The following is a 13,634-nucleotide window of genomic DNA, read 5'->3' on the forward strand; positions in this document are numbered from 1 at the left end:
TGCTAATATATGACATATGAAGATGCATCTTTAAAGTGGCATGATGATGCTTTAAACATCATGCTGTAGACCGATGGCGCGAGATGCTTCGATCTTGATGCTCGGGCCACCGATAACAGCGTCATGAGATAAGCTGCACCTTTACATTCATGTCTGAGACATGCATATCTATAGGTTCACCATCACCGCCGCGTTGAGAGGTTTTCGGGATGATAACATCGGCGCAAATGCGAGCCGCGCGTGCCCTTTTGGGCGTCGACCAACGTGAGCTCGCCGAAATGGCAGGCCTGTCGCTACCGACGATCCAGCGCATGGAGGCGTCTGACGGTCAGGTCCGCGGTATCATCGATACGCTGATGAAGGTCGTTGACGCGCTTGAGCGTGCCGGTGTCGAGTTGATTGCTGAGAATAGCCCGAGCGTCGGTGTCGGTCGCGGCGTACGCTTACGGGAGACGCAGCCCCGGCGGGTCGCCGTGGCAGTCGCCGCCAACGAGGGGCAAAGTATCGGGGCCGGCAGCTAAGCCTCGGCGGTGTGGACCGAGGGGCGTGCCAGTGGGTCGTCGTATGGCACGCAGGCCAACAGCTCGCCGAGCGCCCGCTTCGCCTTCCGTGAGCTGGTGTGACATCCGCAAATCGTCAGGTGGGCATGAGAGATGGTTGGGGCGCATCAACCGCTGAACGCTTCTTCGGCGAGGCGATCAACCGCCCGTCGGATCCGCCCGCCGATTGCGGGCAAAAACGCAGCCTGGCGTTGCGGAAACTGCTCAGCGATACTGGAAATCTCCTGTCGGCTGAGGTCGAGGCCCATCGACCTTCTGGCTATCGCGGCTTGATTGGTGCCCCCTTCGGTTGGTGCAACAATGAGCCTTCCGTCAAAACAGACCCGCAAGCGCGTGATATGGTGGTGGACATTGTGATCGCCTCCCCAAAGATTTGCGATCATCACACCGCCCGGGTTCAGTCGATCGCGGCAATGCCGATAAAAGGCGGCTGAGCAGAGCTGCTCCGGTTGTCCGTAGATGTCGAAGCCGTCCACGAGCAAGACGTCCGGGCGCGCGTCCGAGTGTCGGACATAATCGGCGCCATCGGCATGGATGACCCGAAAGCGCTCGTCATCGCGTGGCACAAGAAACCGGTCGCGTAGCGCGATTACATCGCCATCGATTTCCACGACCGTAATGTCGGTCCGGGGAAGCAGGTAGTGGCAAAGCTTCGCAAGCGAGCCGCCGCCTAGACCGATCATCTCGATACGGGCAGGGCGGGGATGGTACAGCAAAAACCCCATCATCATGCGGGTATAGTCGATCGTCAGCGCGAGCGGGTCTTCAGTGTCCATCTCGCTCTGGACGGTGCTCCAGTCGAAATGCAGCGACTGGTATTTATCTATCTCGGAGATATAGGGGGTTTCGGCCGGCGCGAGAAGGTCGGCATGCCGTCCCGGGAAAAGTCCTAGTCGCGCAAGGACGCGGATGTCCGCGCTCGAAAGGCCATCGATGTCCGACACCCCGTGACATTCGTCTGGGAGGGGAACGATGTCCCACTCATCCCGGAAGGCGTCGCTGGTGAAAGGGTTGGTCATTGATGAAGAGTATCCCGTCGTCCGCAATGTGACCGGCACGACGCGACTGATGGCTAGCGAGCGGGGCCGTCTTTGCGGCATCGGCTTCGAGGCGTCGCACCCCACATGGTTCTTTGTAGATGATGTGCCAAACATCATGACTGCGCTATAGCATATTGATTCCGATTTTGATACGTCAAGGGCCATGTATCAAATCGGCTCTGCCATCGCGTTGAAGGCGACAGCAGCCACATTGGGATCAAGGCTTCGCGATGAGCGGCTCGGATGAATATGTTTATGACGAAGCAAGCGGTGAATGGCGGCCAGCGGCCGAGTTGACCGCTGCCGACATACCAACCGATGCCGCCCACATTGTTCGGGACAATGTGGGCAATGTCCTGGCCGATGGTGACAGCGTGATCCTCGTCAAGGATCTGAAGGTCAAAGGCACCAACCAAACCTTGCGGCGGGGCACCGTCATCAAGTCGATCCGCCTCACCGACGATCCGCAGGAGATCGATTGCCGCCATGAGAGCATCAAGGGGCTCGTCCTGCGCGCGGAGTTCGTCAAGAAGCGATGATCAGCGCCGGGCGAACGCCCGGCTTGAAGACCATACAAAGCGGCAAGGTCCGCGTTTCAAGCGGTGGTTGCATGGCGCAGGGTGAGCGACGTCCAGCGAGTTCTGATCGAAACGGCGACGACCGCTTTTTCTGGTGGGACGGTACGACGCTCGTCGTCAATATTCTTGGCAAACCAAGTGCGCGCGAAGATGCGATCGGCAAAGTCCGCGGTCGACAGCTCATGGTGAGCGTCACCGCAGCACCGAAGCTAGGGCGCGCCACAGACCATATGGTCAGGTTCCTTGCCAAACATTTCGGGGTGCCTGCGTCGGCGATTACAGTCGTTTACGGACGAATGAACGTCAATAAGCAGCTTCGGATCGAAACGCCGTCGCAATTGCCGGCGGTCTTTCAGCATCTTTCATTGCTTTAGATCAGAATTTTGCCGTCCGTCCTGCTCCCGCGTCTTCGCCCGAATATCGCGCCTCGAGATGATCAAGTTCCCGGATGATCTTGCGCGCCGCCTCGCTCCCGAGCTTACGCGTCCGCATCTTGCGCAGGATTTCGGTGCGCTCAGCCCTGAGCGCCGCCAAGCGCAATTCCCGCTCGATCGAGTCCGCCCTGCGCGCAAGGCTTGACGTCTCAGCGTCATGCGAGCGGCTCTCGATCCGTTCGCGATACTCGTCCATGATCCGACCGGCGGTGGACACATATAGATCGGCGTCCTTCCGGCCCTTGGACAAACGATGTTGCACCCGTTCGATCTCGGCGATCGCCGCTTCGGCTGCGGCAACGCGCGCGCGATCATCATCTGCTCTGGCGGTCGCGGCGAGCGGCAAATCCAGTGTCTTCAACAGCAAAGGAAGACCCAGGCTGCCTGCTAGCAATGACGCAATGATCACGCCCATGGCCAGGAAGATCGCCAGGTCGCGTGCTGGAAACGGCGTGCCATCCGGCATCATCAACGGAAGAGTGAGGACACCGGCCAGGGTGATCGCTCCACGGACACCCGCAAACGTCATGGCCATGATCGTACGAAACCGGGTGGCCCGGCTCGCTTGACCGTCGCGAAAGACGGTCAGATGAAAGGACGCCCAAACCCATGCAAAACGTAGTGCCGCCAGCCCGATCGTGATGGCCAGGATGTAGGCCAGCAACCACCACGGCGTGTGATGGCCCGTTGTCCGCACGGTCACCGCCGCGCCTTTGAGGATCAAGGGGAGCTGCTCACCGAGCAACACGAAAATGATGCCGTTGGCGGCAAACTGGATCATGTCCCACACAGTGTTTCGTCTGATCCGAGTCACCGCCAAGACCGGTCCGGACGTTTCGGCAAGTCCCATCGTGAGCCCTGCGGCGACCGCCGACAAGATTCCTGAGCAATGGATCGACTCTGCCATCAGGTAGGCGCCAAACGGAATCAACAGGCTGATTAGGATATGAGACCCGCTGTCCTCACCGAAGCGTGCCGAGATCTTCGACTTTATGCGGGTCACCCCCCACGTCAGACTGGCCCCGATCATGACGCCGCCAAACGCCATCCATACAAAACTCAGCCCCGCTTCTGGAAGCGAGAACGTGCCGGTCAGCGCGGCGGCGACGGCGAAGCGCAGGCACACGAGTCCCGACGCATCATTAAGCAGCGATTCGCCTTCAAGTATGTGCATCAGGCGTCGCGGGATCGGCACGCGTTGGGCGATCGCTGACACTGCGATCGGATCGGTCGGGGAGAGGACGGCAGCGAGTGCGAATGCGGATGCCATGGGCATGCCGGGAACCAGCCAATGGATGAACAGGCCGGCGCCGAGCACGGTGAACAGCACCAAACCGAGCGCAAGCGCCAGGATGGTCGCGCCATCCCGCGATAATTCTTCTCGCGGAATGCGCCAGCCATCCAGGAAGAGGAGCGGTGGCAAAAAGAGCAGGAAGAAGATTTCGGGCTCAAGCGTGACATGGAATGTGCCGGTGACGCCGATCAACGCGCCGATCCCGATCTGAAAAAGTGGCCGAGGCAGAGAGAATGGAACCATCCGCACGGCCGCGCCGCTTGCGGCAACCGCGAGGAGAAGGATGAGTATGGTCGCTATGATCGCCAAGAAAGTATCGTTCCGCCATGCAAATCAGTGAATTTGTGGATGGTGCCACGCGCTCGGAAAAAACAACGGGTAGCCAGGATATCGCGTCAGCGACCTACGGACCAGTTGATCTGAACGGGATGCGCTAGCGATTAAACACCGTCAGTCTCCCGCCCCACCGCGATGCCAGCCACGGGCCATCTTCATACTTAGCTTAGCTTGCGAAGATCGATCCCCAGAATCGATCCGATCGCAACGCGACGAAAACTCGAATCTCGCCGGAAGCGCTCGGCGGCGCTACGCCGCCACTGACGCGTCGGACCCTGAGAGTAAAAAAGATAGTCTATGTCCCGCCCGGACAGCTTTTCTGCGTCGACAGCGGCGCGGCATGACCGGTCATCTTGAACAGGTCCTTCGACCGAGAAGGTTCGCGCGGTGCGGTCGAATATGATGACGAGGAAGTTGGCGGTGGGTGGACGCACCACCATTACCCTAATGGATCGCTGGTCGCGAAAGCCCGCAGTCGGAGCAGAGGCCGGAGCCGGGGCGGCTCAGCGATACGCTTCGCGACATCCGGCAAGAATGCCGCGTGACGCCTGCCATGCGCACGCAGGACGGCGTCATAATCGGGAACAGGCGCCGATCGGCTGCCTTTCACCGCAATCACAATATGATTGCCCCCGTCCCCGGCGGGCACAACGATAAGACCCTTGCGGAAGCTGTTCCGCAGGCGACTGGCGCAAAGCTGATATTGCTCCCAGACGTTGACCACCAGCACGCCGCCGGGAGCCAAATGATCGAAGCATTGGTCGTAGAACGCTTGCGAGCATAGCTGGGGCGGCTGCACATTTTCCTGACAGACATCGATTAAGAGGGCGTCCGCCTGTTCTATGCTCGCTCGAATATAGTCCGCCCCGTCTCCCACGAGAATTCGGAGCCGATCGTCATCGTCGGGAATGCAGAATCTCGTGCGCATCGCGACGACCGCTTCGTTAATTTCGACAGCGGTGATGCAGCTCGACGGCACATGGCGATAGCAATATTTGGCCAGCGAACCACCGCCGAGACCGATGATATCGATCCGCTTGGGCTCTGCCCGAAACAGCAGAAAGCCCATCATGACCCGGATGTAGTCAAACTCGAGACGCAGCGGATCGCTTAGGCTCATCCAGGTCTGTACGAGCCTGTGGTCGAAGCGAAGAAAGCGCGCATCGCCGCAATCATCTATATAGGGTGCTCCGGGCGACACGCGTGTCCTCATCTTGCATTCGAGCAGCGGAGTTGTGGCCGCTGCATGGCCGTATCTGGAAGGCCGCCTGACAAAGGCGAGCGCCGCGACAACACCGCTTGGTGGCGCGGTTTTGATGTGCGCGCGAACGCCCGCTCATCTCAGCGGGCGGGTTCGGCGGCTTGTCGAGCCAGCTTGAGCGCTTGGGCGAAATCGTCGGCATAGCTGACGCGACCGTTGCCGTACCCGAGGTGGACGCGCCGAAGCATTTCCAGGGGCTGTGGCCGCACGCCCGACAGGATCACTTTGATATTGGCGCGCGCCGCCTCGTCGACGAGACCTTCGAGTGCGGTTGCACCCGAGGCGTCGATCATCGGGACCAACCGCATTCTCAGGATGATGACGCGGGGCTGCTGGCCCATCGCGCGAAACGTATCCATGAGACCACCGACGACACCGAAGAAAAACGGCCCGCTCATCCTGAAGATCTCGACACCAGCTGGCACCGTGTCGCGCTGATGGGGATCCTCGGCATCGTCATCCGATCCGGCGCCAATCTCGACGGTCGAGCTCATCCGCGCCATGAAGATCAGAGATGCGAGGGTCACACCCACGCCGATCGCCGCGGTGAGGTCGACCAGCACCGTCAGGCCAAAGGTCAACAGCAGGACGATCCGGTCCCCGTTGGGCATCCGGAGATAGCCGAGAAAATGCCGATATTCACTCATGCCCCAGGCGACCATAAACAAAATAGCGGCCAGCGCGGCCATCGGAACGAAGGCCATCAGTTTGGAGCCAAGCAGGATGAACAGCAGGATGAACCCTGCGTGCGACATGCCAGCGATCGGCGAACGCCCGCCGGCCTTGATGTTGGTAGCCGTCCGCGCGATCGCGCCGGTAGCCGGCAGTCCGCCAAACAGTGCCGAGGCGAAATTCGCGACGCCCTGGCCGACCATCTCCTGATTGGAGCGGTGGCGAAATCCGGTCATGCCGTCGGCGACGATGGCCGAAAGCAGGGACTCAATTCCGGCGAGAAAGGCGATCGTGAACGCGGAGGGTAGGACATCCTGCACCTTTGCCAGCGAAAAGGCTGGAATGTGTGGTAGGGGAAGTCCAGTCTCCAGATGCGGGAAACGTGTGCCGATCGTGTCTACTGGAAGACCGAACACCGCGACAATGATCGATGCAAGCACAACCGCGACCAAAAAGCCCGGGATCCGGGGTGCAAACTTGCGGAGAATGATAATGGCCGCGAGCGAGCCGCCGCCGATGACGATCGTTGTGACGCTCAGACTACCGAAGGCGTTGAAATACGCCGCCCATTTCGGCAGAAAATCCGCTGGGACTGCCGCCATGCGCAGCCCAAGAAAGTCCTTCACCTGACTCGAGGCGATGATCACGGCAATACCGGCTGTAAACCCCGTCACGACCGGATGCGGGATGTACTTCACAAGGCCGCCAAGCCGCATGTACCCAGCGACCATCAAGATGATTCCCGCTAGCAAAGTTGCAAGGACTAGGCCGTCATAGCCATGCTTGGTGATGACATTGAAAACGATGACAACGAACGCGCCGGTCGGCCCGCCGATCTGGACGCGCGAACCGCCAAGTGCCGAGATCAGCAGGCCCGCGACAACCGCCGTGATCAAGCCCTTGTCGGGCGTTGCCCCGCTGGCGATCCCCAACGCCATCGACAGCGGCAAAGCGACGATAGCCACCGTCAGACCGGCCGTCACGTCCACGCGGAGTCTCGCGGCAGTATATCCTTCGCGCAAAACCGAGAAGAGCTTTGGGGTAAACTCGCGCGGAATTGCCTTAAGCGTCATGATCAGTCCTCTTCGGGACAATGCCGTTATCCGCGATGCGGCGGTTTGAACGTCTGACCTCAAGCCGCGCCGTGGCCCTCCGCCCTGCTTGATGGCACTTCCGAGACGATCGCGATGCGTCCTCGCCCATCTGGGAACAGATCATCATTTCAACGGAGCCTCCCAAACGGCGAGAATGATGTTTCATGCATCAGAATTAAGATACTTAGCACCAATAGGAAGTATGATGAAGCATTTCTGATGCATTAAAGCGCATAAGCCGCGGCGCTCCGGCATCGCCGTAGATCAGCCTCCAACCGGAAATCTTCGTCCAATCCTTTGCTAGGGGCCCATCACGCAATTGCGTTCAACGTGCGTCTTGGCCTAAATGCCCCCGCCTGCGGAGACGAAGGCGGAGGCGTCGAACCTTCAAAAGCGAGAGCCGGTGCCAGCTATGGAGGCCGGGTGACGGATGCGCCTGTCTCGTTTCAGGTTTCGAACATCTGGTTCTAGCGACGGCCCGTCTCAATATCCTGAGCGCGCCGCCGATTATCCAGCTAAAATCCTAGGCCCAGTCATTGCGATCGTTCCAAGTGGCTGGCGATGATAAGGAACACGATCTCGATACCGAGATAGAAAGTTCATCCTGTAATTTCGGCCGACTATAGCGACGTTCTGCCCATCGCCTGCTTTGCCGTAATCGAATTTTCGGAGAACGACCGGCTGATTGGCACTATCAGCTGTGCACTCAGGAACATGGCCGCGCGCATGGAACGTGCCACGGCGGAGTTTGACAGCGCTCTGGCATGTACGGCACCCCCACCGTTGAATCCAGTCACGATGCGGCAGCGATCATCGGTCGATGGCTCCTGGCCCTGCGGAAGCTGGCTAGCGACCAGTTTGTCGAAACTAGCTCCCTGGGCTAACAAAGCAGCCCCGCTTCATTGCGTCGCTACATATGCCTTGAAGCCATATCGCGCGAATATTGCGAGGCCCTCGCTCGAGAGCGACGACAAATCTGCCCGCCGATACCCTCGCCGACATAATGGAATTTTACCCAATCTTCGCCATCAGCCTCCCGGCAGCCCCTTGCTCAGCCGCGAGATTTCGATTGTAGCTGAGCGGCATTCGCGGCGATTTCCACCGCCCCGCGTCCATGATGCCGGCGAGATCCTCGCCACTCACGAACATGTCCTGCGTCAACCCTACCCTCGTCGAATGTGCGCTGACTCCCTTGAGTAGCCGCGCCACATCGTCGATCGTCAAATCCATCAAGGCGCCTCGCTCAAAGGCCTTTCGGATCATTGCCCGCCAGATCGGTCCAATTGAGCCAGGATGGAGCGTTCCCTCCCCCACGTCAAACTCCACCCGCGCCGGTACAGCACGCTTGGGCAGCGTCTTGCGCGCTTTGTAGCGCCGCACTTGCACGCGCCGGAACAGCGGCCCTCTCTCGATCCCCGACGCCGCCTGCCAGGCGGCAATAGCGCGCACCGAGCGCGTCGACAAAAAGGCTGTTGCCCCCTCCCCGTCCTGGTCCGCCTTGCTGCGCGGGATTTCGAGCAGCCGCGCCTCAGGATCGAGCGCGTCGACAATATGCTCCACGCACACGGCCACCAGCTCGGAGGCGCGCAGGCCAGTGTCATAGGCTGTGGAGAGGAGAGCGCGATCGCGTAAGTCCGGCAGATCGTCGCCGCACGCCTCGAGCAGCGCACGGATGTTGAGCCCGCGCGGCTGGTCCCGCTCGACGTCTTTGACCGGACCTTTGAACCTGAGCGGCCGCGCCTGCGCCTGCGCCACCCCCTTCTCCCGCCGGATGCCCCGCAAGCGCAGTTTGACCAGCTGAACCTGGGTAGGGTCTTTGAGATCCAGCAGCTGGTGGATCTTGGCGATCGACGCCTTGTAGCGCGATAGCGACGCGGGTCGGCTCCCTTCCCCGGCCCGCGCGTCGAGATAGTCGGCGACCGTTTCCGCTGATGCCGGCAGCGCCATCCGACTGGTGCGCCGGCACCAGGCGTCGAACGCCTCGACGTCAGACTTCAACGCGCGGATGCTGTGGGGCGAGGACGCGGCTTGGTAGGCGGCGATCAACGCCTCGTTGACGGTGATGCGCGCGCCGGCGCGCCTCTGCATGATCGTCCAGGCGACGTCGGCCGGCGTCCTGACGGCCGGCAGGGCCGCTTCAGCCGCCGCTACAGCGGTTTTCGGCCCTTCCAGGCCCAGTCGGCCCGAAGCTGCGATTTTGGTCATCTTGGAGAACACGTCGGGAACGGGCTGGTTGTTGTTGACGGTCGCCCATGCGAGGAACGACGTTCCGCTCCGATAAGGGAGTGGCGTTATGAGCCTTGGCGTTTCGAGTGGGGATCTGATCGGCTCCTGGAGCCTGAGTTTTTCGGACATCGCGTTCGTGACCGGCAAAGCGGAGACGGCGCGACTGGGATTGGCGGTTCAGCTTAGATTTTTCGCCGCGCATGGCTTCTTTGTGCCGGATCATGCGTCGATACCCTCCGACGGTGTCTTGTATCTGGCGGAGCAACTTGGTCTCGATGCCAAATCCGTGAACCACTATGATTTTTCCGGTCGCACCGCCCGCCGGCATTGCGCGGAGATTTTGCGGCATCTCGGGTTCCGCCGTATGACGCAGACGGATCGCAGGGCGTTGTCGGGGTGGATTTCCGACGATCTTTGTGCGGGCGGGCAGTCGATCAATGCCATGCTCGAGCATGTTTTCCTGTGGTGCCGCGACCGCCGTATCTATGGGCCGTCGCGCAAGGAGCTGGAACGCCTCGTCCGCTCGCAACGACACCTCTATCTGGAGGCCCTGTTGGCCCGAGTCCGCGACCGGCTTGTGCCGGATGCGGTCGCCTTGCTGGAAGCCTCGCTCGCCGATCCCGATGGCCCGACCGGCTTCAACACGATGAAGGGCGATGCAGGTCAGGCGACGCTCGAAAACATTCTTGGCGTGACCGCCAAACTCGCCTTTATCCAGCGGCTTGCTCTTCCCCGAGATTTCCTATCGGTCACGGGCAAGGCATGGGTCGATCAGATCGTTCGCCGGGCTGCCGGCGAGAAAGCCTCGGAGATGCGCCGGCATGTACCGGCGCGCCAGCTCGGGCTCTATGCCGTTTATCTGATGGCGCGGGAAGCTCAGCTTACGGATGCGATGGTCGACCTGCTGATCGAGACGGTCCATAAGATCGGATCGCGCTCGAAACGCAAGGTGGTGGGCGATATCGCGAAAGACATCGAGCGGGTCTATGGCAAGGAGCGACTCCTGGTCGAGATTGCCAGCGCTTCGATCGACGATCCATCCGGGCGCATCTGCGATGTCATTTTCCCAATCGCCGGCAAGGACAAACTGGCGGCGATCATCAAGGAAAGCCAGGCAAAGGGCGCCTTGGATCGGCGGATCTACAAGGTGATGCGGAGGTCATGGGCCAATCATTATCGCCGTATGCTGCCAAGCCTGCTTTCGGCACTGGAGTTCCGGTCGAACAACGCCGTGTGGCGTCCGGTGCTGGCGGCCCTGGACTGGATCAGAAGCAAAGTGGATGATGGATGCCGCTACGTGCCGCCGCACGCAGTGCCGGTCGACGAGGTCATTCCGGCGAGATGGCGCAGTTCCGTCATTGATGAAGAGGGGCGCGTAAACCGGATCAGTTATGAGCTTTGTGTCCTCGCGCAACTGCGCGATCGCATCCGTTCTAAGGAAATCTGGGTTGTCGGGGCGGACCGATACCGCAATCCCGATGACGATCTTCCCAAGGACTTCGATGCGCGGCGAGAAGCATATTACACAGGATTGAACCTGACGGCGGATGCGCGTGCATTTTCAAGCGCCATCCGGGAAGAGCTTGCTCAGGAACTGTTGCTCCTCAATGCCAATATTCCCCGGAACGACAAGGTTCGGCTGCTGTGGCGCGGCGAGAACCGTATATCTCTCACCCCGTTCAAACCCTTGCCCGAACCCAGGGGTCTCGCCTCGATCAAGACCGAGATCGGCCAACGCTGGCCGATGACCGGGCTGCTCGACGTACTGAAGGAGGCTGCCCTTGATACGGGACTTCTCGAAGCGTTCGAAACATCGGCCTCGCGTGTTGCACTGCCGAAAACCGCGCTGGATCAACGTCTCCTGCTATGCCTCTACGGCCTGGGAACGAATGCCGGGCTCAAGCGGATCGCCGGCGCCACCCCCGATGTCAGCTATGAAGAGCTGCTGCATGTCCATCGCCGCTTCGTTCATGCCGCGGCGCTCAAGGAGGCGTGTGCCAGGGTTGCGAATGCGACCCTGGCAATCCGCAATGCTGCAGTCTGGGGGGACGCCGGCACGGCCTGTGCGTCAGATTCCACAAAGTTCGGAGCCTGGGATCGCAACCTGATGACGGAATGGCATGCGCGTTATGGTGGACGGGGCGTCATGATCTACTGGCATGTCGAACGACGCGCGACATGCGTCTATTCCCAGCTCAAGCGCTGCTCTTCCTCCGAGGTCGCCTCCATGATCGAGGGCGTGCTGCGCCATTGCACCGACATGGAAATCCAGCGACAATATGTTGATAGTCATGGCCAAAGCGCGGTTGGCTTTGCATTTTGCCGGCTTCTCGGATTTGAGCTTGCACCCCGCCTGAAAGCGATCGCTCGCCAGAAGCTGGCTCTTCCCGATGTCGGCATGCGAACGCGGCTTCCCCACTTGCAGCCGATCCTCTCCAGTCCGATCAACTGGGATGAGATCGAGCAGCAATATGACGAGATGGTCAAATATGCAGCCGCGATGCAGACAAAAACCGCCGACCCGGAGGCGATCCTGCGCCGGTTTAGCCGCTCCGAGGTGATGCACCCGACCTACAAGGCGTTGAGTGAGCTGGGCCGCGCGGTCAAGACGATCTTCCTGTGCCGGTATCTGCGCGAGGAGTCCTTCCGCCGCGAAATTCATGAAGGCCTGAATGTCGTTGAAAACTGGAACAGTGCCAATGGGTTCGTTTTCTTCGGCAAGGGCGGCGAGATCGCCACCAACCGCATCGATGAGCAGCAGCTCTCGGTCCTGGCGCTACATTTGCTGCAAGCGTCGCTTGTCTATGTGAACACCCGAATGCTTCAGAGCGTGCTGGTGGAACCGAAATGGACGGGCCGGATGACGCCGGATGATTATCGCGGCCTCACACCGCTGATTTACAGCCACGTCAATCCTTATGGCCGCTTCGACCTCGATCTGAATAGCCGGATCGATTTTGGGCGGCTTGCTGCCTGACCGGGGCCTTTCCGCTCGCACCATTTGGGTGCACCCGAACGTGACGATCGGAAGTGACATATACGACATGTCACAAAAGGGTGGTTCCGTCACCAATGTTACTGTACGAGGGCAAAGCCACCCTAATGTGACGGATTTGCCCATGACCCGCGTCGGCTACGCCCGCGTCAGCACCATCGACCAGGATCTCGACATCCAGGTTGCCCGGTTGAAGGCAGCGGGCTGTGAAATCCTCCGCTCCGAAACAGGCTCGGGCGCATCGCGCACTGGACGCACGGAGCTTGAGACGATCATGCAGTTCCTGCGCGCCGATGACGAACTCGTCGTCCTGCGTCTCGATCGGCTCGGTCGCTCCACACGCGATGTTCTCAATCTGGTTCATGAACTCGACCAGAAGGGAGCCTCATTGCGGGTGCTTGAGCCGGAGGTGACGACGGCCGGAAGCATGGGGCGGATGGTGATCACCATTCTGGGCATGGTCGCGGACATGGAACTGACGTTCATCAAGGACCGGCAGCGCGCCGGGATCGAGGCGGCGCGCGCCGAAGGCGTCTACAAAGGCCGGAAGAAAAACATCGATGACGATGAAATCCGACGCCGGATCACCGCCGGCGCGAGCAAGGCCAGCGTCGCGCGCGACCTCAAGATCTCAAGAATGACCGTCTATCGGGCGCTTGACGTCATTCCTTCAAGGATCGGGCTGCCGGAAAAGCCGCCTTCTGTCACCATCGCCCTGCATCTGACCATCGAGAACTTCAACAAGCATGGTCGTGGCAGAAAGCCCGCTCGCGAGCGCATTGAGGCGATGCTGGAGCGGGATTACCAGATGCAAAAGACCGGGAACTGCGATTACACGCTGACCGTCGCCTATGATCAGGGTGCCGATGGCGTCAGCCTCGATGATGAGATCGCATCTCTCCAGACAGAGATGTTCAACATCGCAGAGAGCTACAGGTGCTCGATCGAGACCGATGTTTACGAGATTGGAGGACAAGAGCGAGCCTGGTAGATCGCCATGTTCAATCTTTGTTCTTCAACATGGCCAAAATCGCAGCTTCGGGCCGACTGGGCCTTCCAGGGCGGTTTCGGTGCCCATGATGCGCCACGCTCCTCGGCGGCGCTTGTACGTCACGTTATAAGGAAGTGTCAATTCCGCTTATGT

At 60.2% G+C, this 13,634-nt stretch carries 10 protein-coding genes; 5 read left to right on the plus strand and 5 right to left on the minus strand.

Going from position 1 to position 13,634, the window contains the following annotated elements; translation table 11 throughout:
* Positions 1-209 precede the first annotated feature (209 nt).
* On the plus strand, positions 210-521 hold the full coding sequence (locus ACODSN_RS13175; protein ID WP_489055947.1) for a helix-turn-helix domain-containing protein: 312 nt from the start codon (positions 210-212) through the stop codon (positions 519-521).
* Between the two features lie 146 nt (positions 522-667).
* Here ACODSN_RS13175 and ACODSN_RS13180 read toward each other — a convergent pair whose 3' ends face one another.
* Entirely contained in the window at positions 668-1,579 is a 912-nt protein-coding gene (locus ACODSN_RS13180; RefSeq protein WP_489055948.1) for a fused MFS/spermidine synthase, read from the minus strand.
* Between the two features lie 251 nt (positions 1,580-1,830).
* On the opposite strand from ACODSN_RS13180, the gene ACODSN_RS13185 reads away from it, so the two are divergent.
* Both ACODSN_RS13185 and ACODSN_RS13190 read left to right on the plus strand, forming a co-directional pair.
* A complete protein-coding gene (locus ACODSN_RS13185; RefSeq protein WP_489055949.1) occupies positions 1,831-2,139 on the plus strand; it encodes an alkylphosphonate utilization protein in 309 nt (102 codons plus the stop codon).
* A complete protein-coding gene (locus ACODSN_RS13190) occupies positions 2,136-2,552 on the plus strand; it encodes a DUF167 domain-containing protein (protein WP_489055950.1) in 417 nt (138 codons plus the stop codon). Before ACODSN_RS13185 ends, ACODSN_RS13190 begins: the two co-directional genes overlap by 4 nt.
* 1 nt (position 2,553) lies before the next feature.
* Here the strand turns inward: ACODSN_RS13190 and ACODSN_RS13195 are convergent, their stop codons facing one another.
* The 4 genes from ACODSN_RS13195 to ACODSN_RS13210 form a co-directional block, all read right to left on the minus strand.
* On the minus strand, positions 2,554-4,215 hold the full coding sequence (locus ACODSN_RS13195; protein WP_489055951.1) for a Na+/H+ antiporter: 1,662 nt from the start codon (positions 4,213-4,215) through the stop codon (positions 2,554-2,556).
* Positions 4,216-4,681: 466 nt separating this feature from the next.
* Entirely contained in the window at positions 4,682-5,443 is a 762-nt protein-coding gene (locus tag ACODSN_RS13200) for a spermine/spermidine synthase domain-containing protein (RefSeq protein WP_489055952.1), read from the minus strand.
* Positions 5,444-5,583: 140 nt separating this feature from the next.
* Positions 5,584-7,248, minus strand: a complete 1,665-nt coding sequence (locus ACODSN_RS13205) for a SulP family inorganic anion transporter (protein ID WP_489055953.1) — start codon at positions 7,246-7,248, stop codon at positions 5,584-5,586.
* A 1,032-nt stretch (positions 7,249-8,280) separates the two neighbouring features.
* On the minus strand, positions 8,281-9,474 hold the full coding sequence (locus ACODSN_RS13210) for a site-specific integrase (protein WP_489055954.1): 1,194 nt from the start codon (positions 9,472-9,474) through the stop codon (positions 8,281-8,283).
* Between the two features lie 88 nt (positions 9,475-9,562).
* Here ACODSN_RS13210 and ACODSN_RS13215 point away from each other — a divergent pair, with 88 nt between their 5' ends.
* Together ACODSN_RS13215 and ACODSN_RS13220 are read left to right on the plus strand one after the other, a co-directional pair.
* Positions 9,563-12,472: a Tn3 family transposase gene (locus ACODSN_RS13215; RefSeq protein WP_489055955.1), complete on the plus strand. Its 2,910-nt coding sequence runs from the start codon at positions 9,563-9,565 to the stop codon at positions 12,470-12,472.
* Between the two features lie 142 nt (positions 12,473-12,614).
* On the plus strand, positions 12,615-13,481 hold the full coding sequence (locus ACODSN_RS13220) for a recombinase family protein (RefSeq protein ID WP_006961816.1): 867 nt from the start codon (positions 12,615-12,617) through the stop codon (positions 13,479-13,481).
* The last annotated feature ends 153 nt before the right edge of the window (positions 13,482-13,634 follow it).

This window comes from Sphingobium sp. FG11 (assembly GCF_057809915.1).

Coding starts and splice junctions, on each gene's coding strand:
- ACODSN_RS13210 (WP_489055954.1), bottom strand. CDS start 9,474: ATGACCAAAATCGCAGCTTCGGGCCGACTGGGCCTGGAAGGGCCGAAA.
- ACODSN_RS13175 (WP_489055947.1), top strand. CDS start 210: ATGATAACATCGGCGCAAATGCGAGCCGCGCGTGCCCTTTTGGGCGTC.
- ACODSN_RS13220 (WP_006961816.1), top strand. CDS start 12,615: ATGACCCGCGTCGGCTACGCCCGCGTCAGCACCATCGACCAGGATCTC.
- ACODSN_RS13205 (WP_489055953.1), bottom strand. CDS start 7,248: ATGACGCTTAAGGCAATTCCGCGCGAGTTTACCCCAAAGCTCTTCTCG.
- ACODSN_RS13185 (WP_489055949.1), top strand. CDS start 1,831: ATGAGCGGCTCGGATGAATATGTTTATGACGAAGCAAGCGGTGAATGG.
- ACODSN_RS13180 (WP_489055948.1), bottom strand. CDS start 1,579: ATGACCAACCCTTTCACCAGCGACGCCTTCCGGGATGAGTGGGACATC.
- ACODSN_RS13190 (WP_489055950.1), top strand. CDS start 2,136: ATGATCAGCGCCGGGCGAACGCCCGGCTTGAAGACCATACAAAGCGGC.
- ACODSN_RS13215 (WP_489055955.1), top strand. CDS start 9,563: ATGAGCCTTGGCGTTTCGAGTGGGGATCTGATCGGCTCCTGGAGCCTG.